The organism is Bacteroides sp. LFL-34, assembly GCF_027257075.1.
GTDB classification, from domain to species: domain Bacteria; phylum Bacteroidota; class Bacteroidia; order Bacteroidales; family Bacteroidaceae; genus Bacteroides; species Bacteroides ovatus.
Window position 1 is genome coordinate 11,756 of sequence record NZ_JAPQKZ010000021.1, and the last position, 22,867, is coordinate 34,622.

26 protein-coding genes are annotated in these 22,867 nt (G+C 43.4%); 12 read left to right on the top strand and 14 right to left on the bottom strand.

The window, feature by feature from the left end:
- Nucleotides 1–436 precede the first annotated feature (436 nt).
- The 3 genes from bla to N5O98_RS13855 all read left to right on the top strand — a co-directional run bounded on the left by bla (nt 437) and on the right by N5O98_RS13855 (nt 3,351).
- On the top strand, nt 437–1,318 hold the full coding sequence (bla, locus tag N5O98_RS13845) for a class A beta-lactamase, subclass A2 (protein WP_032846009.1): 882 nt from the start codon (nt 437–439) through the stop codon (nt 1,316–1,318).
- A gap of 71 nt (nt 1,319–1,389) precedes the next feature.
- Nucleotides 1,390–2,802, top strand: coding sequence for a GNAT family N-acetyltransferase (locus N5O98_RS13850; protein WP_022200039.1), 1,413 nt, complete (start codon nt 1,390–1,392; stop codon nt 2,800–2,802).
- 21 nt (nt 2,803–2,823) lie between these two features.
- Complete coding sequence (locus N5O98_RS13855; protein WP_004325104.1) at nt 2,824–3,351, top strand: hypothetical protein; 528 nt, start codon at nt 2,824–2,826, stop codon at nt 3,349–3,351.
- Nucleotides 3,352–3,379: 28 nt separating this feature from the next.
- Here the strand turns inward: N5O98_RS13855 and N5O98_RS13860 are convergent, their stop codons facing one another.
- Nucleotides 3,380–4,054, bottom strand: coding sequence for a MarC family protein (locus N5O98_RS13860; protein ID WP_004304823.1), 675 nt, complete (start codon nt 4,052–4,054; stop codon nt 3,380–3,382).
- Between the two features lie 158 nt (nt 4,055–4,212).
- Between N5O98_RS13860 and N5O98_RS13865 the strand changes: the two genes are divergently transcribed.
- Nucleotides 4,213–5,193, top strand: coding sequence for a linear amide C-N hydrolase (locus N5O98_RS13865; protein ID WP_022200041.1), 981 nt, complete (start codon nt 4,213–4,215; stop codon nt 5,191–5,193).
- Between the two features lie 115 nt (nt 5,194–5,308).
- Here the strand turns inward: N5O98_RS13865 and N5O98_RS13870 are convergent, their stop codons facing one another.
- Both N5O98_RS13870 and N5O98_RS13875 read right to left on the bottom strand, forming a co-directional pair.
- On the bottom strand, nt 5,309–5,773 hold the full coding sequence (locus tag N5O98_RS13870) for a MaoC family dehydratase (RefSeq protein WP_004308264.1): 465 nt from the start codon (nt 5,771–5,773) through the stop codon (nt 5,309–5,311).
- Between the two features lie 120 nt (nt 5,774–5,893).
- Nucleotides 5,894–6,421: an SGNH/GDSL hydrolase family protein gene (locus N5O98_RS13875; RefSeq protein ID WP_008644372.1), complete on the bottom strand. Its 528-nt coding sequence runs from the start codon at nt 6,419–6,421 to the stop codon at nt 5,894–5,896.
- Nucleotides 6,422–6,540: 119 nt separating this feature from the next.
- Between N5O98_RS13875 and N5O98_RS13880 the strand changes: the two genes are divergently transcribed.
- Together N5O98_RS13880 and N5O98_RS13885 are read left to right on the top strand one after the other, a co-directional pair.
- Nucleotides 6,541–8,379, top strand: coding sequence for an RluA family pseudouridine synthase (locus N5O98_RS13880; protein ID WP_118161399.1), 1,839 nt, complete (start codon nt 6,541–6,543; stop codon nt 8,377–8,379).
- Between the two features lie 71 nt (nt 8,380–8,450).
- Nucleotides 8,451–9,434: a fimbrillin family protein gene (locus N5O98_RS13885; RefSeq protein WP_004308267.1), complete on the top strand. Its 984-nt coding sequence runs from the start codon at nt 8,451–8,453 to the stop codon at nt 9,432–9,434.
- 96 nt (nt 9,435–9,530) lie between these two features.
- Here the strand turns inward: N5O98_RS13885 and N5O98_RS13890 are convergent, their stop codons facing one another.
- From N5O98_RS13890 to N5O98_RS13900, 3 genes are all read right to left on the bottom strand, one after another.
- On the bottom strand, nt 9,531–10,904 hold the full coding sequence (locus tag N5O98_RS13890) for an MATE family efflux transporter (RefSeq protein ID WP_004325098.1): 1,374 nt from the start codon (nt 10,902–10,904) through the stop codon (nt 9,531–9,533).
- A gap of 123 nt (nt 10,905–11,027) precedes the next feature.
- A complete protein-coding gene (locus N5O98_RS13895) occupies nt 11,028–11,234 on the bottom strand; it encodes a hypothetical protein (protein WP_007750505.1) in 207 nt (68 codons plus the stop codon).
- A gap of 78 nt (nt 11,235–11,312) precedes the next feature.
- A complete protein-coding gene (locus tag N5O98_RS13900) occupies nt 11,313–12,818 on the bottom strand; it encodes a TrkH family potassium uptake protein (protein WP_004301980.1) in 1,506 nt (501 codons plus the stop codon).
- 250 nt (nt 12,819–13,068) lie between these two features.
- On the opposite strand from N5O98_RS13900, the gene N5O98_RS13905 reads away from it, so the two are divergent.
- The 3 genes from N5O98_RS13905 (at nt 13,069) to N5O98_RS13915 (ending at nt 14,507) form a co-directional block, all read left to right on the top strand.
- The gene (locus tag N5O98_RS13905) at nt 13,069–13,368 is read left to right on the top strand and encodes a nitrous oxide-stimulated promoter family protein (RefSeq protein ID WP_004304816.1); all 300 of its coding nucleotides are present in this window, start codon (nt 13,069–13,071) and stop codon (nt 13,366–13,368) included.
- 19 nt (nt 13,369–13,387) lie between these two features.
- Nucleotides 13,388–14,119: an SDR family NAD(P)-dependent oxidoreductase gene (locus tag N5O98_RS13910; RefSeq protein ID WP_004308271.1), complete on the top strand. Its 732-nt coding sequence runs from the start codon at nt 13,388–13,390 to the stop codon at nt 14,117–14,119.
- Between the two features lie 118 nt (nt 14,120–14,237).
- On the top strand, nt 14,238–14,507 hold the full coding sequence (locus tag N5O98_RS13915; RefSeq protein ID WP_004301976.1) for a zinc ribbon domain-containing protein: 270 nt from the start codon (nt 14,238–14,240) through the stop codon (nt 14,505–14,507).
- A gap of 56 nt (nt 14,508–14,563) precedes the next feature.
- Here the strand turns inward: N5O98_RS13915 and N5O98_RS13920 are convergent, their stop codons facing one another.
- The 4 genes from N5O98_RS13920 to N5O98_RS13935 form a co-directional block, all read right to left on the bottom strand.
- Nucleotides 14,564–14,848: a virulence protein gene (locus N5O98_RS13920; protein WP_004301975.1), complete on the bottom strand. Its 285-nt coding sequence runs from the start codon at nt 14,846–14,848 to the stop codon at nt 14,564–14,566.
- Nucleotides 14,836–15,054 (bottom strand): hypothetical protein, encoded by a 219-nt coding sequence (locus N5O98_RS13925; protein ID WP_004301974.1) that lies wholly within the window; start codon nt 15,052–15,054, stop codon nt 14,836–14,838. Before N5O98_RS13925 ends, N5O98_RS13920 begins: the two co-directional genes overlap by 13 nt.
- Nucleotides 15,055–15,112: 58 nt before the next feature.
- Nucleotides 15,113–15,379, bottom strand: coding sequence for a GNAT family N-acetyltransferase (locus N5O98_RS13930; protein ID WP_004301973.1), 267 nt, complete (start codon nt 15,377–15,379; stop codon nt 15,113–15,115).
- 112 nt (nt 15,380–15,491) lie between these two features.
- On the bottom strand, nt 15,492–16,805 hold the full coding sequence (locus N5O98_RS13935; protein ID WP_004301972.1) for a TIGR01777 family oxidoreductase: 1,314 nt from the start codon (nt 16,803–16,805) through the stop codon (nt 15,492–15,494).
- Between the two features lie 131 nt (nt 16,806–16,936).
- Between N5O98_RS13935 and N5O98_RS13940 the strand changes: the two genes are divergently transcribed.
- Nucleotides 16,937–17,917: a lytic transglycosylase domain-containing protein gene (locus N5O98_RS13940; protein WP_004308272.1), complete on the top strand. Its 981-nt coding sequence runs from the start codon at nt 16,937–16,939 to the stop codon at nt 17,915–17,917.
- A gap of 38 nt (nt 17,918–17,955) precedes the next feature.
- Nucleotides 17,956–18,825 (top strand): ion transporter, encoded by an 870-nt coding sequence (locus N5O98_RS13945; RefSeq protein WP_004304811.1) that lies wholly within the window; start codon nt 17,956–17,958, stop codon nt 18,823–18,825.
- Between the two features lie 5 nt (nt 18,826–18,830).
- On the opposite strand, the gene N5O98_RS13950 is transcribed toward N5O98_RS13945, so the two are convergent.
- Nucleotides 18,831–19,199, bottom strand: coding sequence for a ribosomal maturation YjgA family protein (locus N5O98_RS13950; RefSeq protein ID WP_004308273.1), 369 nt, complete (start codon nt 19,197–19,199; stop codon nt 18,831–18,833).
- 174 nt (nt 19,200–19,373) lie between these two features.
- On the opposite strand from N5O98_RS13950, the gene N5O98_RS13955 reads away from it, so the two are divergent.
- On the top strand, nt 19,374–20,042 hold the full coding sequence (locus N5O98_RS13955; RefSeq protein WP_004308274.1) for an MgtC/SapB family protein: 669 nt from the start codon (nt 19,374–19,376) through the stop codon (nt 20,040–20,042).
- A 32-nt stretch (nt 20,043–20,074) separates the two neighbouring features.
- Here N5O98_RS13955 and N5O98_RS13960 read toward each other — a convergent pair whose 3' ends face one another.
- From N5O98_RS13960 to N5O98_RS13970, 3 genes are all read right to left on the bottom strand, one after another.
- Nucleotides 20,075–20,851, bottom strand: coding sequence for a TIGR03915 family putative DNA repair protein (locus tag N5O98_RS13960; protein WP_004308275.1), 777 nt, complete (start codon nt 20,849–20,851; stop codon nt 20,075–20,077).
- Nucleotides 20,852–20,980: 129 nt separating this feature from the next.
- Complete coding sequence (locus N5O98_RS13965; RefSeq protein WP_004304808.1) at nt 20,981–22,249, bottom strand: putative DNA modification/repair radical SAM protein; 1,269 nt, start codon at nt 22,247–22,249, stop codon at nt 20,981–20,983.
- A gap of 313 nt (nt 22,250–22,562) precedes the next feature.
- Entirely contained in the window at nt 22,563–22,739 is a 177-nt protein-coding gene (locus N5O98_RS13970) for a histone H1 (RefSeq protein ID WP_004301965.1), read from the bottom strand.
- Nucleotides 22,740–22,867 lie beyond the last annotated feature (128 nt).

Here is a 22,867-nt window from a genome sequence, read left to right on the forward strand (position 1 = left end):
TTGTAGTTTCTACATACGTATCGGTTCCCGCTTTCACCAACTTATCAAGCAAAGTCAGCTCATACTGTGTCAATCGGGGAAGCCACATATCAGGGCAAGCCAAAACTGCTTCTGCAAAGTAGGTTGCATATTCATCTTTGCGCAGTTTTGTGGGAACAGGTAGACATAATATTTTCGCCATCTGCTTTAAATCTTCTTTTGTATTCATCTTCAATCCATCTACTAATTTTACCGATGATTGAAATAATTCCGACTGACATCTTATCATAATATCTACTCATTAATTGATTGATTCACAAAAGTAGGAATTTCTTATCCGACATCACTATTTTTGAATGAGAATTTGCAAAGGCAATTACTATTTATACCTTTGTGACTTCAACAGAAAATATGATTTCAATAGAGAATTAGTAACCCGTTAAAAGAGAAATTGATTATGCGTTCATTCATAGTATTTCTTTGTCTGGTCCCCACCCTCCTGTTTGCCCGACAAACTCAACTTGAGACACAGTTGAAAGAAGCCATCAAAGGAAAGAAGGCCGAAATAGGAATAGCCGTCATCATTGATGGAAAAGATACGGTAACTGTCAATAATGATATTCACTATCCACTGATGAGCGTATTCAAGTTTCATCAGGCATTAGCATTGGCAGATTATATGGGAAAACAGAAGCAATCGCTGGAAACCCGGTTACCCATTAAGAAATCGGATTTAAAGCCGGACACTTATAGTCCGCTTCGAGATAAATATCCGCAAGGAGGAATTGAAATGAGTATTGCCGACCTCCTAAGATACACACTTCAGCAGAGTGATAACAATGCTTGCGATATTCTTTTCAACTATCAGGGTGGTCCGGATGCTGTGAATAAGTATATCCATTCACTAGGAATTCGGGAATGTGCCATCGTCGGTACAGAAACTGCCATGCACGAAGACTTGAACCTATGTTATGAAAACTGGACTACTCCGTTAGCCGCAGCCGAATTAGTGGAAATATTCCGTAAGAAGCCATTGTTTCCCAAAGTGTACAAAGACTTCATATTTCAAACAATGGTAGAATGTCAAACCGGGCAAGACCGTCTGGTTGCTCCGTTGCTCGACAAAAAAGTAACCGTAGGTCATAAAACCGGAACGGGAGATCTTAATGCGAAAGGACAACAAATCGGTTGTAATGACATCGGTTTCGTTCTTTTGCCCGGTGGACGTACTTATAGTATAGCTGTCTTCGTGAAGGATTCTGAAGAAAATAATCAAGCGAACAATAAAATTATCGCTGATATTTCCCGTATCGTTTACGAATATGTAATGCAGCATTAAGATGGAGACAAAGTATATTCGGTACGAATGAAGATTGAAACAAAGTAATAGAAATTAGAAAATTCATTTATATGAAACTACATCATATCGCTATCTGGACTTTTCGTCTGGAAGAACTAAAAGAGTTCTATGTCCGCTTCTTCGGAGGAAAAAGCAACGAAAAATATATCAATCCCAAGAAAGGATTCGAGTCCTATTTTATCTCTTTTGGAGAGGGAACAGACTTGGAACTGATGAGTCGTACAGATGTACAGAACACTCCCATTGAAGAAAACAGGGTTGGACTGACACACTTTGCTTTCACCTTTCCCAGCCAGGAAGAAGTATTACGCTTCACCGAACAAATGCGTTCGGAAGGATATACCATCGCCGGCGAACCGCGTACTTCGGGAGACGGATACTTTGAAAGTGTAGTCCTCGATCCTGACGGAAACCGGATTGAGTGCGTATATCGGAGAACTGCAAACGAATCGAAAAACAAAGCAAGACAGGAAACTGAAACAGAAAGTATTCCCCCCGTGACGCTCCATACAGAACGTTTATTTCTCCGCCCTTTCGAAGAAAGAGATGCTGAAGCGTTCTTTGCTTGTTGCCAGAACCCGAATTTGGGAAACAATGCCGGATGGCCACCCCATCGTACGTTGGATGAATCCCGCCGGATACTTCATTCCACATTTATCAACCAAGAGGGAATATGGGCAGTGATACTAAAAGATACAAAACAGCTAATCGGTTCGGTAGGAATTATCCCCGACCCTAAACGCGAAAATCTACAAGTGAGAATGTTGGGTTACTGGCTCGACGAATCATATTGGGGCAAAGGATACATGACCGAAGCAGTGCAGGGTGTCCTCAACTATGGCTTTGAAGAATTGCGGCTTAGCCTCATCACAGCGACCTGTTATCCGCACAATAAACGTTCGCAGAAAGTACTGAAAAAGAACGGTTTCATCTATGAAGGTACACTTCATCAGGCAGAACTGACTTACAACGGAAACATCTACGACCACCAGTGCTACTACCTGCCCGGCATCTCCCAACCTACTCCGGAAGACTATGATGAAATCCTCCATGTATGGGAAATGTCCGTTCGCCACACGCATGATTTCCTGACGGAAGAACATATCCAGTTCTATAAACCACTGGTGCGGAAGCATTATCTACCCGCTGTTGAACTTTTTGTTATCCGGAATGCCAACGGAAAGATTGCCGCCTTCATGGGATTGAGCGACGAACTGATCGAAATGTTATTCGTACACCCCGACGAACAGAGAAAAGGATATGGCAAACGATTAATGGAATATGCAAGAGACAAAAAGCAGATGGATAAGGTGGACGTAAACGAGCAGAATGAAAAAGCACTCCAGTTCTATCTCCATTTGGGATTCCAAGTCATCGGCAGAGATGAAACGGACAGCATGGGTAAACCTTTCCCTATTCTTCATTTGCAACTGCCGGAAGCTGATTCCACTAATAGAGATTAATTTCCCAAAAACGAAAGAAACATGAACTTACGTGCCAGATTATCCGAACGTGTACACATTGAAGATATCAGAGAAGTACTCCATTTCATACAGGACGACGAGCGTCTTAGAGAAGAAGTCTACCAGCTGATATTCGACAAAGACCACATTGTTTCCTATCAGGCATTGTGGGTATGTACTCATTTCTCCAAGGCAGATGTAGAATGGTTGAGCCGGAAACAAGAAGAATTGATTGACGCTGCCATGACCTGCCCACACTCGGGAAAACGGAGAATGATCCTGAACCTGATATGCCAGCAACCTGCCGCCGATCCGCCACGAGTGGATTTCCTTGATTTCTGCATGGAACGCATGATATCCCGCGAGGAACCACCGGGCGTGCAATCGCTCTGCATGAAACTGGCTTATCAACTGACACGCTCCATCCCGGAACTGCAACAGGAATTACGCACAATACTGGAAATCATGGAGCCCGACTTACTGGTTCCCGCTATCCGTTCCGTACGAAAAAACACCCTGAAAGCCATGAAAGCAAAGAAAAACAGATAATTTCTATTGCTTTTATCTCACCGTTCAATTAGAGTATATTCAGATGGAATATCTGGGATATACCCGTCACCGAAATCTGAATACCGATGCAGAAAGTGAAAAAAGCAACAAGCTTATTAATAATTTGATTTCCCACCGGTCCCAACCTCTGAATAAACCTCTGTCCTTGTGAAAGGAATACATAAAAGATGGCCGCCATACAAATAATAACAAGCGCAATGACCAAATAATTAATCCCAGTTTGCAACAATTTACCTTTAACACTGGCAGACGCCATCAAAGTAAAGATAACCGATATACTGCCCGGTCCGATACTGATAGGAAACGTGATGGGATAAAATATCTTCTGCTCGATGTTTTTCCATCTGAAGCCGTCTACATTCTTGCTGGCTTCTTCTTTATCAGACGAACCTGAATCGCCCAACAGCTCCATTGCCGTCTTACAAATCAGTATTCCACCTCCTAACTGAATAACAGGAATAGCCAAACCGAAAATCAATAGAAACAGATGTCCTATCACCAATGTCCCTACACCGATCATTATAAAATTGAGCGTCAGCTTCTGAATGGCTGCTTTCCGTTGTTGAGGATCGAGGTCTGTAAAGAATCCATTGACGACAAAACCATTCCCCAAAGGGTTTATCACCGGAAACAGCGCCATAAACGATGACGAAAATATGATGAGAAGATTACTTAATGACATAATTCCTGTTTTTTGATACTTTATTAATATCTGATACTTATCTAAAACATAAATGGAACGTTATTGTTTTCAGAATACGCTTTTGCGGAATGAATTCGCATCCGTTGGATTCCCTGTAAAAGCAGCTTATAATAAACCTTTAACTAGAAATTAAAATTATGTGTACAAGAGTCGTTTATTCGGGAAAGAATGGAATGGTGGCAACCGGCCGGTCTATGGACTGGAAAACAGAAATGCACAGCAATCTTTGGGTATTTCCCAAAGGTATGGAAAGAAATGGAGAAACGGGAGCCAACTCCCTGAAATGGACGTCCAAGTATGGCAGTGTGGTAACTTCGGCTTTCGAGATTGCCAGCACAGACGGGATGAATGAGAAAGGTTTGGTTGCCAATCTGTTATGGTTGCCCGAAACGGAGTATCCGGTCAGAGATCAAAGTAAACCGGGACTTGCCATTACTGCATGGGTGCAATATATGCTGGATAACTTCGCCACCGTAGACGAGGCTGTCGCTTTCATTGATGAAAACACTTTCCAAGTGGTATCGGACCTGATGCCGGATGGTTCCCGCCTGGCAACCTTGCATTTATCTATTTCCGACGCAACGGGCGATTGTGCAATATTCGAATATACGAGTGGAAAGCTGACTGTTTACCACAGCAAGGAGTACAAAGTAATGACCAACTCCCCTACCTACAACAAGCAACTGGCACTAAACGAATACTGGAAATCAATAGGAGGATTGAGCTTCCTGCCCGGAACCAACCGTCCGTCCGACCGTTTTGCAAGAGCCAGTTTTTATATCAATGCCCTGCCCCAAACAGATGATGTGAGAATAGCCATAGCAAGCGTATTCAGCGTTATCCGTAATACTTCTGTTCCTTATGGCATATCCACTCCCGAATTTCCAGAAATTTCCACCACACAATGGAGAACGGTATCGGATAGTAAGAATTTGCTCTACTTCTTCGAATCAAGTCTGACACCTAATACATTCTGGGTAAACTTACGGGAAACAGACTTGTCGGAAGGAGCTCCGGTACTCAAATTATCTATCGCAAACGGTGAAACTTATCATGGAAATGCAACGAAAGAGTTTAAACCGGCACAGCCGTTCAGATTTATGGGAGTAAAAGGATAAAATTATCCCCGGAAACGATCCATCTGAAGCACATCCCAAAAGTTTTTGTATCTAACTTTTGAGACGTATTTCGATCATTTCCGGGGATAAAATCTGTTTCTTTAACAGCTTGCCATTAATTGAAATAATAAAGGAATACAGCAATTCCTTCCAGCGCCTTCTTTGGTTGGTCTTTTATTTCGATAGCAAACTTGATTTCCGCTTTTGCCACACCACGCAGATTAGTCAGCGAGTGCAAAGTAGTCACCAGACGGATGCTCTGTCCTGACAATACAGCCTGACCGAATTTCATTTTGTCCATACCGTAGTTAATCATCATTTTCAGGTTATTCACCTGGATAATCTGATTCCACAAATAAGGAAGCATAGACAATGTCAGGTAGCCATGAGCAATCGTGCTATGATAAGGGCTATCTACTTTCGCACGTTCCGTATCTACATGAATCCATTGATGATCCAGCGTTGCATCAGCAAAAAGATTGATACGTTCCTGCGAGAGTTCCACATAATCGGAAACACCTATCTGTTGGCCTACTAGTTTTTCGAATTCTTCGTACGAATTGATAATTACTTTTTCCATAAGTCTTATCGTTTTTATGGGGGTTATTTACTATTAAATTGGGGACAAAAATAGGAAAAATAAACTGATACGCCACCAAATTTATAAATAAAAGCAAGGAATGAAGTATTTAGGTATGATTTACAAACTGGAAGCCTGTTTCAGTGCTTCTGTCAGAATACTGTACCCCTTACCATTCAAATGTAAATCGTCGAGAGTCAACTCCGGATTCAGCCTGCCATCCTGCAATAAACGATTGAATACGTCCAGATAGACAATATCTGTTCCCTGCAATTTTTCGTGTATCTTCCGGTTAAGGATCTGGATAAATTTATTCACAGCCGTACTGTAATCATCATAATCATTACGCGGAAAAATACAGAAAAGATATGTTTTCAGTGAAGGGACGGCAAGAACCGCTTTTACATAACGCTCTACATATTCATCTATATTTTCATCGTTCAACTGATAAATATCATTGGTTCCGAATTGAACAACGACCTGGCAATCGGAAGTGTCTACCGCAAAAGACTCCACATAGGCCAGCCCTTCACCGGGAGCACCATAGTTCAGACATTCCCATTGTGGGAAATAGATATCCAGTGCCCAAAAAGCCATGTGACTGTTGCCAAGAAAGGCAAATTTTGGTTTTTCTTCTATCCTATCCATACAATTTCATTCAAACGTCCACGTTATCTCACTCAAACTCTCAAACAAATATAGAATAAAATTCGCGGATTTACGTTACTTTTGCAAAGGTAATCACATTCATTCATATATATAAACCGATGATACATTTTTTCAAGAAACCCGTTTCTTACCTTGCGTTGCCGGAAAAATTCACTTATCCTTTCCATTATACACCTCATCCATTGTGTGTGTTGGCTGCAGAAGAAGTGAAAGAATATATTGCAAGCCGGAAAGAATGGCAAGAGGAATTGGCTTCCGGAAAGATGTTTGGAGTGTTGATTGTGCAAACGGACAACGGAATAACAAACAACGAAGAAAATCAGATTGGTTATCTTGCAGCTTTCTCCGGCAATCTGGCCGGAAAGAATCTGCATCCTTATTTCGTTCCTCCTGTTTATGACCTATTACAACCGGAGGGATTCTTCAAAATCGAAGAAGAACAGATTTCTGCCATTAATATCCGTATTCGTGAATTGGAAAACAGTAGTTCTTATCTCGGTTCAAAAGAGAAATGGAAGATAGAAACGGAACAGGCTAAAGCTGTTTTGAATCAAGCAAAAGCGGAGCTTAAAATGGCAAAGGAGGCGAGAGAGATTCGCCGCCAGTCATCTCCGGAGCTTTCCGAAGAAGAACAAGCCTCCCTGATTCGGGAAAGCCAATACCAAAAGGCGGAATACAAACGACTGGAAAAGGAATGGAAGAAACGATTGGAAGAGCTCGAAACGGAAGTCAGGCACTTCGATATTGAAATAGAACGACTGAAAACCGAACGAAAAGAACGTTCGGCAGCTTTACAAAGAAAATTATTCGAGCAGTTCCGGATGCTAAACGCCCAAGGAGAGGTGAAAGACTTATATACTATTTTTGAGCAAACGGTTCAGAAAGTTCCTCCTGCCGGTGCGGGTGAATGTGCTTTGCCTAAGTTATTGCAATATGCGTATCTTCATCAATTAAAGCCATTGGCTATGGCTGAATTCTGGTGGGGCGACTCTCCTAAAAACGAAATCCGGCATCACGGATATTATTATCCTTCCTGCAAAGGGAAATGCGAACCGATTCTGCAACACATGCTGCAAGGATTGGAGATAGACGAAAATCCACTGCTGAATCCTGTTCATGAAGAGGAAGAACTAGAAATCGTGTTTGAGGATGAATGGTTACTGGTAGTCAATAAACCGGCAGGGATGTTGTCCGTTCCGGGAAAAGCAGAGGACAGAGATTCAGTCTATCATCGTTTGAAGAAAAAATATCCCGAAGCTACCGGTCCCATGATTGTACATCGGCTCGATATGGCTACTTCAGGATTATTGCTCGTTGCCAAAACAAAAGAGGTACATCAGGATTTACAGGCGCAATTTGCAAACAGAAGTATTAAGAAACGCTATGTGGCTGTGTTGGATGGGGCGATAATAAAAACAGAGAAAGAGACAAAGCCAATAGCAGAGAAAGCTATATTAATAGCAAAGAACACTGTATCAACGAAAAAAACAGCAAAAGCAGAAAGAACAGGAAGTACAGGAAGAATCGAACTCCCTCTTTGTCTGAATCCTCTCGACCGTCCTCGGCAAATGGTCAGTAGCGAACACGGGAAAGAAGCGATTACAGAATATCAGATAATCAGTGAGTCTGAAAGAATTACCAGTGAATCTGAAAACACTTTCAACGAATCAAACAGGATTGATGAATCAGAACGGAGTATCAATGAGTCAAGAAAATACACCCGGATTATCTTCTATCCATTGACCGGACGCACACATCAGTTAAGAGTACACGCCGCCCATCCGGAAGGCTTGGGATGCCCCATACTTGGAGACGAACTCTACGGAAAGAAAGCAGACAGACTATACCTCCATGCCGAATATATAGAGTTCCGCCATCCCATATACGGAGACATTCTCTGCATACAGAAAGAGGCCGATTTCCATAAAAAAATATGATTAAGCCATGAACCAAATTCTTTTTGAAATGTATATAGGGGTAATTACTAATTTTCAAAAAGAACCTGACTATGGACATCAAATTCCGCATTACAAAGTATTTAGCCGTATCTGCTTTAGCAATGCTGCTACTGGGAGCCTGCTCCAAAAACAATATCTACATCAACTATCCTGACGAAGAAAACAACGGAGGCTCATCCGGCTCCGGCAATGATGACAACAACGGTAATCCGACCAAAGAGAATGCGCTGATTACTTTCAGTGCTTCCGTAGAAGGACGAAACATCACACGAGCCATGTCCCCCATGGGAAAAGGACTTCAAAGCTGGTTGTGTGCCTATACAGCCAACACATCGAACAATATCACAGGCGCTCCCGTTGCTCAAGGCAACTATGTCACCTCCTCCCCCGGTGTACTGACAGGAAATCTAGGATATAAAATGTATTTGAGCAATGCTATCTATAGCTTTTATGCCGTATCATGCAATTCCACCAGCCCGGCGCCTACTTTCACCAACGGACTATCCGAACCTTTATCCAACGGAGTAGATTATCTTTGGTGGCACGCAGTTCATCAGGACATCGCCAGTTCACAGATAAATATCCCCATAACCTACCAACACGCAGCCACGCAAGTAGTTGTAGCGATCGCCGGAGGAGAAAATATCACTTTAAACAAGATACTTTCCGCTACCATCACCCCACCGAAACCGGGCGCAATCATGGATTTGTCAACAGGTATCATCACTTCGGAAGTCAGCTATGACAAAGCAGCCGATATGGGAATCAACGACTTCACCGTACAATATATCATGTTACCCGTAAAGAGCTCCTCTCCCATGACTTTGACACTGGAGCTGATGGTAAACGGAGAAAGCTTTTCACGTACCTACACCACTCCGCTCACTCCACCCAACAACCTCCTGTCAGCCGGAAATTCATACCTTTTCCGGGCAGTTATCAATGAAAACTCCATCTCATTCGCCAATGTCAGTGTGAAAGAATGGACAGAGGTAGACGAAAGCGGAAACCCGCTATACCCTGTACAAGATTAAAATATCCGAAATAAAATCAAAGCAAACCAGGTTACGCAAGCCACAAACCGGGTTATGCAAACTGCAAGTCGGGTTACGCAAGCCACCAACCGGCAATCATGCCACCGTTTGCGTAACCTGACTATTCGTAAATACCTGCTTCTTCAACCTGCGATAAACATAGATAAAGGCCGGCACGAGGAATAAGTCTGCCGCTATCCAAGCCATCGGATCACCGTAGCAGACAGCAATAAAACCGAATACCGGTACGGCATAGAGACTGACAAGAATACGAGCAATCATCTCCGCCACTCCGGAGAACATGGCAAGATTGGTAAAGCCTACTCCCTGAATGGTATAACGCAAGATACACAACAAACCAAGCATCGGGAAGAACATACAGGAGATATGCAGGAATAACTCGGTATCCAACAGAATTTCCGTTTCCGACGGATCTACAAAGATCAATGCAAAATATTTAGCTCCCACCATCAGAAGAACGAATGTAAATGCCGCATAAACGATCATCATCAAAGCACTCGCCTTAATTCCCAACCAGACACGCTCCGGTTTTCCTGCCCCATAATTCTGTCCGCTATACGTAGCCATCGCAATTCCCAGACTCTCGAACGTGCAGATAAAGAACATCTTGATGCGCATAGCAGACGTAAAAGCTGCCACACACGCTGTTCCCAATGCATTATTCGCACTCTGAAGCATGATGCTGCCGATAGCCGTGATAGAAAACTGCAATCCCATAGGCACACCAATGTAAAGCAGTGTCTTAGCCAGTTTCGACTGGAACCGGCGTTCTTTCGGAGTACCTTGCAATATTTCAAACTTCCGGTACATATAAATGTAGCAAAGAACAGCCGACAATCCTTGCGAAAAGACAGTAGCAATAGCAGCTCCCGCCACTCCCCAGCCAAGTACCAAAATACAGAACAAATCAAGAATGATATTCAGAACAGCCGCAAACAGCAGAAACCAAAAAGGCGTCTTACTGTCTCCCAACGCACGGATAATGCTCGAAAGAAGATTATAGAAGAAAGTACACGGCACACCAATAAACGTGACAAGCAAATAAGCATACGCCCCTTCGAAAATATTCTCCGGCGTACGCATGATCCGAAGAATATCCTCACATAAAATACAGGTGAGAAGAGCAATCACCACAGACATTCCCGCAGCCAGTTTCAGACTGACGGCCACATAACTGCGCATCGTACTGTAATCCCGCGCCCCAAACTTCTGCGCAACGGGTATTCCGAAACCTCCGCAACATCCATTGCAGAACCCGAGAATAAGAAACACCACCGATGTGCTAGCTCCAACAGAAGCTAACGCGTTAATTCCTAAAAACTTTCCTACAATTGCAGCATCAACAAGCGAATACGTTTGTTGCAACAGATTGCCGAGTAAAAGCGGCAGCGTAAACTTTAAAATGAGAGGTAATGCCGGCCCTGCCGTCATTTCTTTAGAAGTTGCCATACGTCTATGTTCTAAAATCGGATGCAAAGATACGGAAAATTCAATGAATTAGTTCTTGATTTGCGTTCCTCTTTTAGTTGACATAAATCAAAAAAATCAGTATGAGAGCATGAGTCTCCCGGTCTATCGTTTCACCAACCGTTTAGGTGAACCATGCCACGAGCATCCCAGGCAGAAGACTTCTGTCAAATCGAACCCCTCCATCGAATCTTCCGGATATTTGGGAACAACTTCACCATCTTCGAGCACATAAACCAGCAGCCTGTCACCCTGTTCATTCTTCACATACATAGCTGCAATCTTGCATTGCGGACACAATAACTTTTTCATGCTGCAAAGATACAGATTGTTTCCGTCAACCACAAACTCTTCCAACGATGTTTCAGAAGCCCGTTCATGATTTACAGTTTATCTATTCTTCCAGAATCCCGGATAAAACAACAGGAGTACACTAAACAATTCCAGACGTCCCACCAGCATCAGAAAAGAAAGTATCCACTTTGCCAGATCAGGTAAAGAATTCCACGAATATGCAGGCCCGCAAGTTCCCAATCCCGGACCGACATTGCCTATACTCGAAATAACCGTACTGACGGACTCGGAAAAGCCAACTCCCAAAAACAAAAGAGCCGTCCACCCAATCAGGATCAGAACCAGATAAAAAGCAAAGAAAATCAATACGGTAGTTACGATAGAAGAAGACACCGTCTGCTTATTGATACGTACGGGAAGCACGGCATTCGGGTGGAGCAGATGTTTGAACTCATTCCGAATGGCACGTGCCACAATCAGCAACCGCATATTCTTGATACCTCCACTGGTAGAACCCGTACACCCTCCCGAAAGCATCGCAATAAACAACAGTAACCACGTGAAAGGAGGCCACATATTATAATCATCCGTAGCAAAACCGCAGGAAGTATGCACCGTAGACACCTGGAACAATGCTTTCCGGAAAGCCAGTTCCCAGTCATAATGATTTTGAAAGACGAGCGCCAACGTGATAAGAAAAGTCAAGATACCCACTGACGCCAGAAACCAGTGCAGCTCTTCATCTTTGAATAAACGACCGACTTTTCCTTTCAAACACATCAGAAACAAAGAGAAGTTGATACTGGAAACAATCATAAAGATAGCCACCACATATTCTATATACGGAGAATTCCAGTAAGATATACTGTTCTGCTTGGTAGAATATCCGCCCGTAGCAGTAGTGGCAAACGACTGGCAAATGGCATCAAACAAGCTCATGCCCCCAAACATCAATAAGACAGTTTCCGAAACTGTCAATACCAGATAAATTGTCCACAACCACTTGGCCATGACATTGATTTTCGGATGGGTACGGTCGTGCGTCACTCCCGTAGATTCAGCAGAGAAGAGTTGCACTCCTCCCGTGGTAAAGATAGGAAGAATGGCAATCGTGAAAAACACAATCCCCAAACCACCGATCCACTGCGTCAGGCTTCGCCAGAAAAGCATACCGTGGGAAAGGGATTCAATATCATCGAGAATAGTAGCTCCTGTAGTGGTAAACCCGGACATGGTTTCGAAAAAGGCATTGGTTATCGTATCAATGCTTCCGCTAAAATAAAAAGGAAGCATGCCGAAAAAGGTAAAAAACACCCATGAAAGAGTGACCACACAATATCCGTCTCTCCGGCTCATCTTATTCTCCGCTCCCCGTCCGTAGAGCAGTAACAATCCGCCTACCACAGCATTGATGATACAGGTGTAAAGAAAGTATTTATAATCACTTTCCCCGTAACCAGCCGACACTCCGGCACAAAGTAAGAACATCCCCAATTCGATAAATAGCAACATACCCAACACGCGCCCTATCATCTTCCGGTTAATCATGCTATTATTCTTACTCCGAATATACAGACTGTTATCTGAAATGTACTCTTCCATAACTCATGAATCATTTTGTATGTTCCCCTCATAGCCAAGAGTATGCCAAAATGAAAAGGATTCTGATAATTAGCTTGTAATCAATGCAATATTTTTTTCATTTTGAATAAGTAATCTCTAAATACCCTACCAAAATGAAAGGGTGCTTTTCAAAATAGAAAAAAGAAGAAGGTGTATTTTAACAGAATACGCCTGCATTTCTGCATAATCTTCGCTATCTTTGTCATTCCAAAGTGTAAAAAAGAAAGAGATGAAAGCATCACGCATTGCGCACGAAAAGAAAACGGTAGAGTTGATGATCCGCCTCTATTGCCGGAAAAAAGAAAAAAATACAATTCTTTGTGCCGACTGTGAAGAGTTGCTCCGCTATGCCCACGCACGTCTCGACCATTGTCCGTTTGGAGAGAAGAAGAGTGCATGCAAGGAATGCACCGTACATTGTTACAAACCCGTCATGCGCGAACGAATGCGACAGGTGATGCGTTTCTCCGGACCGAGGATGTTGCTTTATGCACCCTGGCAGGCCATACGACATTTATTGAACCTATAACTTACTAAAAAAATCAGTAATGAAAAAAGCCATTATCATTGGCGCTACCTCCGGCATCGGACAAGAAGTTGCAAAATGTCTGTTACTGGATGGATGGCAAATCGGAGTAGCCGGCAGACGGCAATCTGCTCTCGAAAACCTACAACGGGCAGCACCGGATCAGATTCAAATTCAAACGTTGGACGTAACCCAGGAAGATGCAGGCGAGAAATTGAATATGCTCATCGACAAGGTGGGCGGCATGGATTTGTTTCTTCTTAGCTCGGGCATCGGTTTCCAGAATACGAATCTGAACATGGAGGTGGAGCTGAACACAGCATACACGAATGTAGAGGGATTTATCCGCATGGTGGATACCGCTTTCATCTATTTCAGGAAAAGCGGAGGCGGCCACCTGGCAGTCATCAGCTCCATCGCGGGAACGAAAGGACTTGGAGTGGCTCCTGCCTACTCTGCCACCAAACGCTTCCAGAACACTTACATAGATGCTCTCGAACAACTTTCATATTTACAAAAACTGAATATCCGTTTTACTGATATCCGTCCCGGATTTGTTGCCACCGACTTGCTCAACGACGGGAAACATTATCCGCTATTGATGGATGCAGCGAAAGTGGGACGTCACATCGCCTGGTCACTGGAGCGGAAACAACGGATAGTAGTGATCGACTGGCGCTACCGGATACTGGTCTTTTTCTGGAAAATGATTCCCCGTTGGATGTGGAAACGGCTGCCCGTGAAAACCAATTAACACCAAAAGCAAACCAGGAAAGAAATAAATGAATAAATAGCAAGACCGGATTACTTCTTTTCCAATATTTCTACTTACATTTGTCTTGTAACATAAACTTATAATCTAACAAAAAAAGATGGAACAAAAATTTTGTCAAAGTTGCGGTATGCCGATAGACGACTCAACTTTTGGAAAAGAAGCGGACGGTAGCAAGAACGAAGATTATTGCCACTATTGCTATGCGGACGGACATTTCACGAAAGAGTGTACCATGGACGAGATGATCGAGCTTAATCTGAATTATCTGGATGAGTTCAATAAAGACTCGGAAGTGAAATACACAGTGGAGGAAGCACGGAAAACGATGAAGGAGTACTTTCCACAGTTGAAGAGGTGGAAACAGTAATTGAGAAATAAAAGGAGCTTTCAGGCATGAATACATATTCAGACCTGAAAGCTTATCTACTTATTTTCTTTTATAAAATCCGTAAAGTTCGACCAGTCTTCTACACGAAACGCACGAAGATCACGAACTGACGCCTGAAACCAAGGAATACGTTTCAAAGCGTCAATTGCACGAAAAAGATTTGCCATATCAGTTTTCTCTGTTAGATATACACTACCCTGCGTATTATAAAACTCATACTGACGCAACACTTTATTTATTTCAAAATAGGCATTGTTATAAGGCTCTCCATAATTGGCACGTAGGTCTGTAATGACCATATCAAAGGCTATTGCATACATACATTATCCTCATTTACAGGAATAAAATATTTCTGCTCACCAAAGAAAATACGGTTAAATTTATCACGAATCGCTATAACTAAGCCTTTGAACGGATTATGTTCAATATCAATTACTGTACCCTCTATCCATTCATCGAGTCCCGTTAATCTAGGATCCACTTTTACCTTTTCACCTTCTTTTATCATAACACTATTTTTCTTCATTGATTTCCAATTACAAAGATAATATTATTTCCTTTTCCGACGAATCAAAAGCGAGTATTTAACCATTTATTTCCGGGTGTCTTTCCAACCACTTCACTGCATAAGAGCACGTTGCTTTCGGCTTCATCCCGTTAGCTAATGCATAGGCGTAAGCAGCTTTTACCAAAGCAGCGGCAATCCCCCGCCCTTCAATGGGTTGTGGCACAATTGTGTGGATAATATCAAGAGAATCACCTATCAGGCGATATTGTACAAAGGCGGTGCGACCGTCTACTTCTGTCTTGAACAATTTTTGTTCGGGCTGATGAATAATTTCGTAATCCATAATTTCTGTTGTTTTAAAGTTGGTTTATCGTCCGTTAAATACTTTCGCTAAACAATCTTATATTATTTATTAGGTGCGGATTGCATAAACTGATATATGTATATGCCTGCGATCAGAGTTGCTCGATCCACTTCAACTGGCTCGTATCGTATCCACGACGTTCGGCAGCGGTGACGAGTTTCTTCTTGATTTCTTCCGGCAGTTGGGGTGTACGGCTTAGTATCCAGAGATATTTATCAGTACTGCTGCCTACCAGGGCATAATTGTAATTCTCTTCATCCAGTTCCAAGACATAATAATCAGAATAGAAACTAAGGAAGAAAGACACTTTCAGTTTGCCCGGCTGTGTGGGATCGGGTATTTTGGCGTGTCCGTTGGCAGTCTTGCAGATGTCGTAAGGAGAATTACGTTTGCATCCCCGGTTCTCCACACGAATCATGCCGTCGGGACGGAGCGTGTAAGTAGCCGTGACGTCTACAAGTCCGTATTCAAAACGATTCTCGTAGCGGGCTATTTCATACCAAAGTCCCATATACCGGTGCAAATCGAGAGAGGTAACCGTACTATGGTCCGTACCTCTGAAAAGACGTCCGACATTGGGAATGGAGAAATGAAATCCCGCCTCCGTAAGACGCGTTGAGCGAACTCTCTGGCCAGCAGTCAGGAAAGATGCCGCTTCACCATATAAGATACGGAAAATTCGTTGCGGAGCTACCATCGTTGTCCATGCCCGATAAGCCTTTCCCATCGCACGGGTGAAAGCATATTGCGAGATCTGCTGCGGAGCAACCAGGTTATATACCCCATGTGTCTCTTCGTGAGTGATAAAGAACTCCATTGCACGGCAAAGATCCCGTATCGATATCCACGGAAAAACCTGTGTACCGGGACCGATGGCGGTGGCTATCTTGGTGGCTTGCAAAGGGCGAAGCATCTGCTGCATCGCTCCCCCGTCCGGAGAAAGCACTACGCCGAAGCGTGTAATAACGAGCCTTGTAGGTTCGGGACAGTGTTTCGCCTCTTTTTCCCACGCATAGCAAAGATCGGACAGAAAACCTTCTCCACGGGTACGGGTATATTCGTCCACCTCCGCTTCCGAAGGATAATAACCTACGGCAGAAGCCGAAATCATCAGTTTCGGTTTCGTTTTGACTGCGTTCAAAGCGCGGATAATACGATTGGTTACAACAATACGACTGTTGAAAAGCTCCTGTTTATATTCCGGTGTCCAACGTTTATTGATAGGTGCACCTGCCAGGTTGATGACAACATCACAATGGGTCAGTGTCTGAATCAAATAACCGGACATACCTTCGCGAAACATCGACCTTCCTAGAGGAATGATCCGATGTCCGCCCTTTTCTGTAAGATAATTAGAAAGATGTTTACCTATATATCCGGTAGCTCCGGTCATTGCTATATTCATCTTGATTCGTTGTTTATTTTAACTCTATTAGAAAAACGTATAAAATGCAAGAAAAGTTCTTTGAAAAAAGCAAAATGAGGTTATCTTTGCAAGATAGACGTAAACATTGAAGCATCCAAAAAGGTTATAAAATGAAAAGACAAATGAAAATCAACTATATTCTTACACTTATATTAGTATTTTGCATCGGTGCTTCCATCCCAATATTGACAGGCAGCAGCCAAGTGAACGAACAACATTCCGCCAAATCGGAAGTGCCTTATTGTGTCACTCCGCCTACTGTTCCCGCACAGGTCACCTTCGACGGGGAAACGATCGACCTCCGGCGCTATGACCGCCGCGAACGGATGGACCGCGAGATGATGGCCTTCACCTATATGCACTCCACCACCATGCTATTAATCAAGCGCGCCAACCGTTACTTCCCCATCATCGAACCGATACTGAAAGCAAACGGTATCCCCGACGACTTCAAATACCTGATGGTCATCGAGAGCAATCTGAATAACATCGCACGCTCTCCGGCAGGAGCAGCAGGTCTATGGCAATTTATGCCTGCCACCGGACGGGAATTCGGGCTGGAAGTGAACGATAACGTAGACGAACGCTATCATATTGAAAAAGCAACCGTTGCCGCCTGCAAATACTTCAAACAGGCGTATGCCAAATATGGCGATTGGATGGCTGTCTCCGCCGCCTATAACGCCGGACAGGGACGTATCTCCTCCCAACTTGAAAAGCAGTTGGCAAGTCATGCCATGGACTTATGGCTGGTAGAGGAAACTTCCCGCTACATGTTCCGCCTGCTGGCAGCCAAAGAGATATTCAATAACCCGCAACGTTACGGATTCCTCTTGAAACGGGAACATCTGTATCCGCCTATTCCTTATAAAGAGGTAACCGTCAACACTTCTATCGACGATCTGAACGACTACGCAAAATCACAGGGAATCACCTATGCCCAACTTCGTGATGCCAACCCCTGGCTGCGCGACACTTCATTGAAAAACAAGACCGGAAAGACATACATTCTCTATATTCCTACACAAGAGGGAATGTATTACAACCCGCAAAAGACCGTTGCCTACAATAAACAGTGGGTCATCGACTAAAAAGGCTTTTTCTTTAATTCCGGCCAAACACTATTGATATGAAACTGAAAGAAAGAATCCATCGTTTTTTGCATGACGAGAAACTGAAACGAAAGTTATACGTCATCATCTTCGAATCGGACACCCCTGCCGGGAAATTGTTCGACGTGATTCTTATCGCCTGTATTCTGGTCAGCGTATTGCTCGTCATCATCGAAAGCCTGAAAGGACTTCCCACCTATCTGACGACTCCGTTCGTCATTATGGAATTCCTTTTCACCGGCTTCTTTACTTTCGAATACCTGACGAGAATCTACTGTTCACCCCGTCCCCGGAAATACATATTCAGCTTTTTCGGTATCGTAGACTTACTGGCCACATTGCCTCTTTACATCGGTCTGCTCTTTCCGGGCGCCCGCTATCTACTCATCATCCGTGCCTTCCGCCTGATACGTGTGTTCCGCGTCTTCAAGCTTTTCAACTTTCTGAATGAGGGGGAACGGCTGCTCACTGCCTTGCGTGAAAGTAGTAAGAAGATTGCAGTGTTCTTCCTGTTTGTCGTCATTCTGGTGACTTCCATCGGAACGCTAATGTATATGATTGAAGGAACGCAACCCAACTCCCAGTTCAACAATATCCCGAACAGCATCTATTGGGCTATCGTCACCATGACTACCGTAGGTTATGGAGATATTACTCCCGCCACCGGCCTCGGAAAATTCCTTTCCGCCTGTGTCATGCTGATCGGTTACACGATTATTGCCGTACCCACAGGTATCGTATCTGCCTCCATGATGAAAGAGTATAAACGCAGGAGAGACAAAGAATGTCCCAACTGCCATCGCTCCGGACACGAAGATAATGCAGAGTTTTGCAAATATTGCGGCCACAGCCTAAACCCATCCGAAACCAAAGCGGAAGAGAAATAAATCCTCTACGATCTACGCCGGACGAAATGCTCGAATAAGACAATGAAAACGCATCCCACAGCATAGCAGGCAATATCTCCCCAATCGAACGTAGAACCCAGCACAATTCGGGCTACGCGGTTCGTGACACCCAATGTTTCCACCAGCTGGAAGTATTGCAAGACTTCTACAAAACAGGCAAAAAGAAAGACATAAAACGGCATCCGCGGAATCCCCGTCGGCAGAAAGATACGTACAAAGCTATATACCAGCACTACAACCAGCATATCTCCGACATAGGGACGTATGAAACGGTCGCGCACATACAAAGCTATCAACACCTCCATACAGAAGATCACCAGAAAGCTGATTATATAAAAAATTCTTTTCTTCATTATTTGCTCGGTCGCGGGATTAAACATTTATTTGAATCTGCGAATATACGATAAAATGAATTGGATACGTTCAAATATTACTAAATGATTGATACAAAAAGGGGAAATAATTGTATATTTATGGTTCTAAGCATTTTTCCACAAACAATAAAAAACAGAAAGGAGATTGAACACATGATGTTGAATATGGATTTTGTAATCCGTTTATTGGTCGCCGGAATACTGGGAACCATCATTGGACTGGATCGTGAATACCGTGCCAAAGAAGCCGGATACCGCACTCATTTTCTCGTGTCGCTAGGTAGTGCTTTGATTATGATTGTTTCCCAATACGGATTTCAGGAAATTATAAAAGAAAGTAGTGTCACACTCGATCCCAGTCGGGTGGCGGCACAGGTTGTCAGCGGTATCGGATTTATCGGTGCAGGAACCATCATCTTTCAAAAACAGATTGTACGCGGATTGACTACCGCCGCAGGAATCTGGGCAACAGCAGGTATCGGCTTGGCGGTAGGTGCAGGAATGTACACCATCGGTATTGCCGCCACGGTGTTAACCCTCGTCGGACTGGAACTACTTAGCTATCTATTTAAAAGCATCGGAATGAAAAGCTCGATGGTTTCTTTCTCAACTCCCAACAAAGACATACTGAAACAGATAGCGGACAGATTCAACTCTAAAGACTACCTGATAGTCTCTTACGAGATGGAAACGCAACACACGGGTGAAACAGAATATTATCAGGTTACGATGGTTATCAAGTCGAAACGAAATAATGATGAAGGGCATCTGCTTTCGCTGATACAGGAATTTCCGGATGTAACGGTGCAGCGAATTGAATAGTCAGACTTTCGCTCCTCTCCCAAAATGGAAATCTACTTTTGCTTTTCCGTCAGATACTTCCAATAACGTACAGGCATATCCTGCCTGTGCTTCCTCGGATTCATGCGTTCTTTGATACAAATGGCCTTGAAATATGTCTTCCAAAGTTGTTGGAAAAGCTTCTCATCCTTGTCCATCAGACTTTCGTCCAGCATCCCCGTAATCAAATGGGATTCACGACTGTCATCATCAAACGAGATAGTCGTCACCTCCTGCAAGTCATAATAAAATCCGTAACGGCGTTTCATGTCGTAAATAATCCACTTCTGATCGGCAAAACGGTCTTTGAAATGGTGAACCGTCAGCGGGAGCGCATTATACTGCGGTTCGAAAGCGGCAAAGAATGTACCGTCGGCAGCTTTCTGGAAACGGACAAACTGCATCAGGTGCACACGTTCGCCATCCACCTTCTTCCATATTTGCACCAATTGCAAAACGTCCGGATCACCAAAATTGGTTTCAATGGACCGGGGCGCGTCGATCGCTTTACGGATATAACGAAAAATAAGCATCCCTACTTCCGGAAGTTCCGACAGCCAACTTTGCGTGAGGCACCCCAAAGCGGAAGAGGAAACTTTCTTCTGTAATCCCCGCCACACACGCCCGGCCTTTTCTTCATCGGTCACTACCGTATGCAGCTCATCACAAAATAAAGGCAAAGCATCTCCTTCCGACAGCAAAGCATCGGGGAAAGTCTTGCGGAAATAGGCGTCGAACACAGCCGTCAGCAGACCATCAAAGGTTTTATCGTAAATATAAACACTAAACATATTTACTATTAGACAATTTACGATTTACTATTTAAGTTACTATTAGACAATTTACAATTGAATTTACTATTAGACGATTTACGCTTGGTATCACTTTTGAATAGTAAATTGTCTAATCGTAAATTATTCTTATTCGCCAAAATCAAGCAACAACTGGCGTTCATCCACTTTCTTTTTTGGTTTCGGCAACAATAAGCTGCGCACTCGTTGCGGAGAAAGTTCGTTCACCGTCTGCATCTGAAGAGGCAGTTCTTTGCAAGTGATGAAATATTGCGCTTTCTTCATCACCACTCCTATCTTCTTCAGTTCATAAAATCCCAGCCGCGAAAAACGACGGGAAGCAACAATCAGTTTCGCCGACTTCACCCCTACTCCCGGCACACGGAGCAACATTTCGTAGTCTGCCTTATTGATGTCAACAGGAAACTGTTCGGGATGGCGCAAAGCCCACGAAAGTTTCGGGTCTATTTCGAGATCGAGATCCGGATAGGAATCATCCACAATTTCATCTACCTTGAATTGATAAAAACGCAATAACCAGTCAGCCTGATAGAGCCGGTTTTCACGTACCAGAGGCGGCTGTTTCAATGCCGGAAGGCGCTTATCATACGTATTCACGGAAACGTAGCCCGAGTAATAGACACGTTTCATGGTGGGGCGCCCATAAAGTGCCGACGAAAGAAAAAGAATATCTTTATCCGATTCGGAGGTAGCTCCCACAATCACCTGGGTACTTTGTCCCGCAGGTGCGAAACGCGGTGCGTGGCGAAACTTCTGCCGTTCTTCTTTACTCTCCAACACGCCTTGTTGAATGTATTTCATCGGAGCAAATACGCTTTTATGGTCTTTTTCCGGTGCAAGCAGTTTCAAATTTTCTTCTTTGGGAATTTCGACGTTGACGCTAAGACGATCGGCATACAATCCGGCTTCATTCACTAATTCGCGACTGGCTCCGGGAATACTCTTGAGATGGATATAACCGTTAAAACGGTACACTTGCCGCAAATCTTTGGCTACACGCACAAGTCTCTCCATTGTATAGTCCGGATTACGGACCACTCCGGAGCTAAGAAACAGCCCTTCGATATAGTTACGACGGTAGAATTCCATTGTCAGCTCCACCAATTCCGAAACGGAAAAGGTAGCGCGGGGAAGATCGTTGCTACGACGGTTGACGCAATAGGCACAATCGTAAATGCAATAATTGGTAAGCATGATTTTCAATAGCGAGATACATCGACCGTCCTCGGCAAAACTGTGGCATATCCCCCATCCTCCCACAGTGTTTCCCAGCGTTCCCGGCTTATTGGAACGCACCGTACCACTGGAAGAACAGGAAACATCGTACTTGGCAGATTCTGCAAGTATCTTCAGTTTAGCTAAGACGTTTTCGTTCATCATTCCCGATCTTGATTCTTTTCGCAAATATACGATTTAATTTGAGATGCGTATAGAAGAAAAAAGTTTGCCCCCTACAAATTGCAAATAAATCATTTAAAAGAACCACAAAAATATAAAAAGCCCGGACTTACATCTTGGGAGACATCTCTTTTCTAAAAAAGCGATTCACCCAAACGAACCGCTTTTTATGCTATAAATAATTGCCACTATCCGTACTAAAACAATAAAAAGTCATTCCGCATTAAAACAAAAAGAGGGCATATCGCTTCACGATATGCCCTCTTTTTCAATATCCTAGTAGTCTTCTAAATTATTTTTTAGAAGCTTCCAAAGATGCTTTACGGAATTCTTTCATTGCTTTTTCGATTTCCAAAGAAGCTTTACGAGCGCGAGTTCCTGCTGCTTTGTTACCGTTTTCGATCTGTGCGTTAGCATCTTTTGAGAAGTCAGCATAAAGAGCTGCTACCTTTTCTACCAATTCTTTCATAATCCTTTTATTTTTTTCGTTAATAATGTGCCGCAAAAATACACTGTTTCCCGAAATAAAAGCATAAAATCAATATTTTTTTTGAAATAATCTTCGAAAAATATCTAAAAAAGGGGCTTTTTACCTTT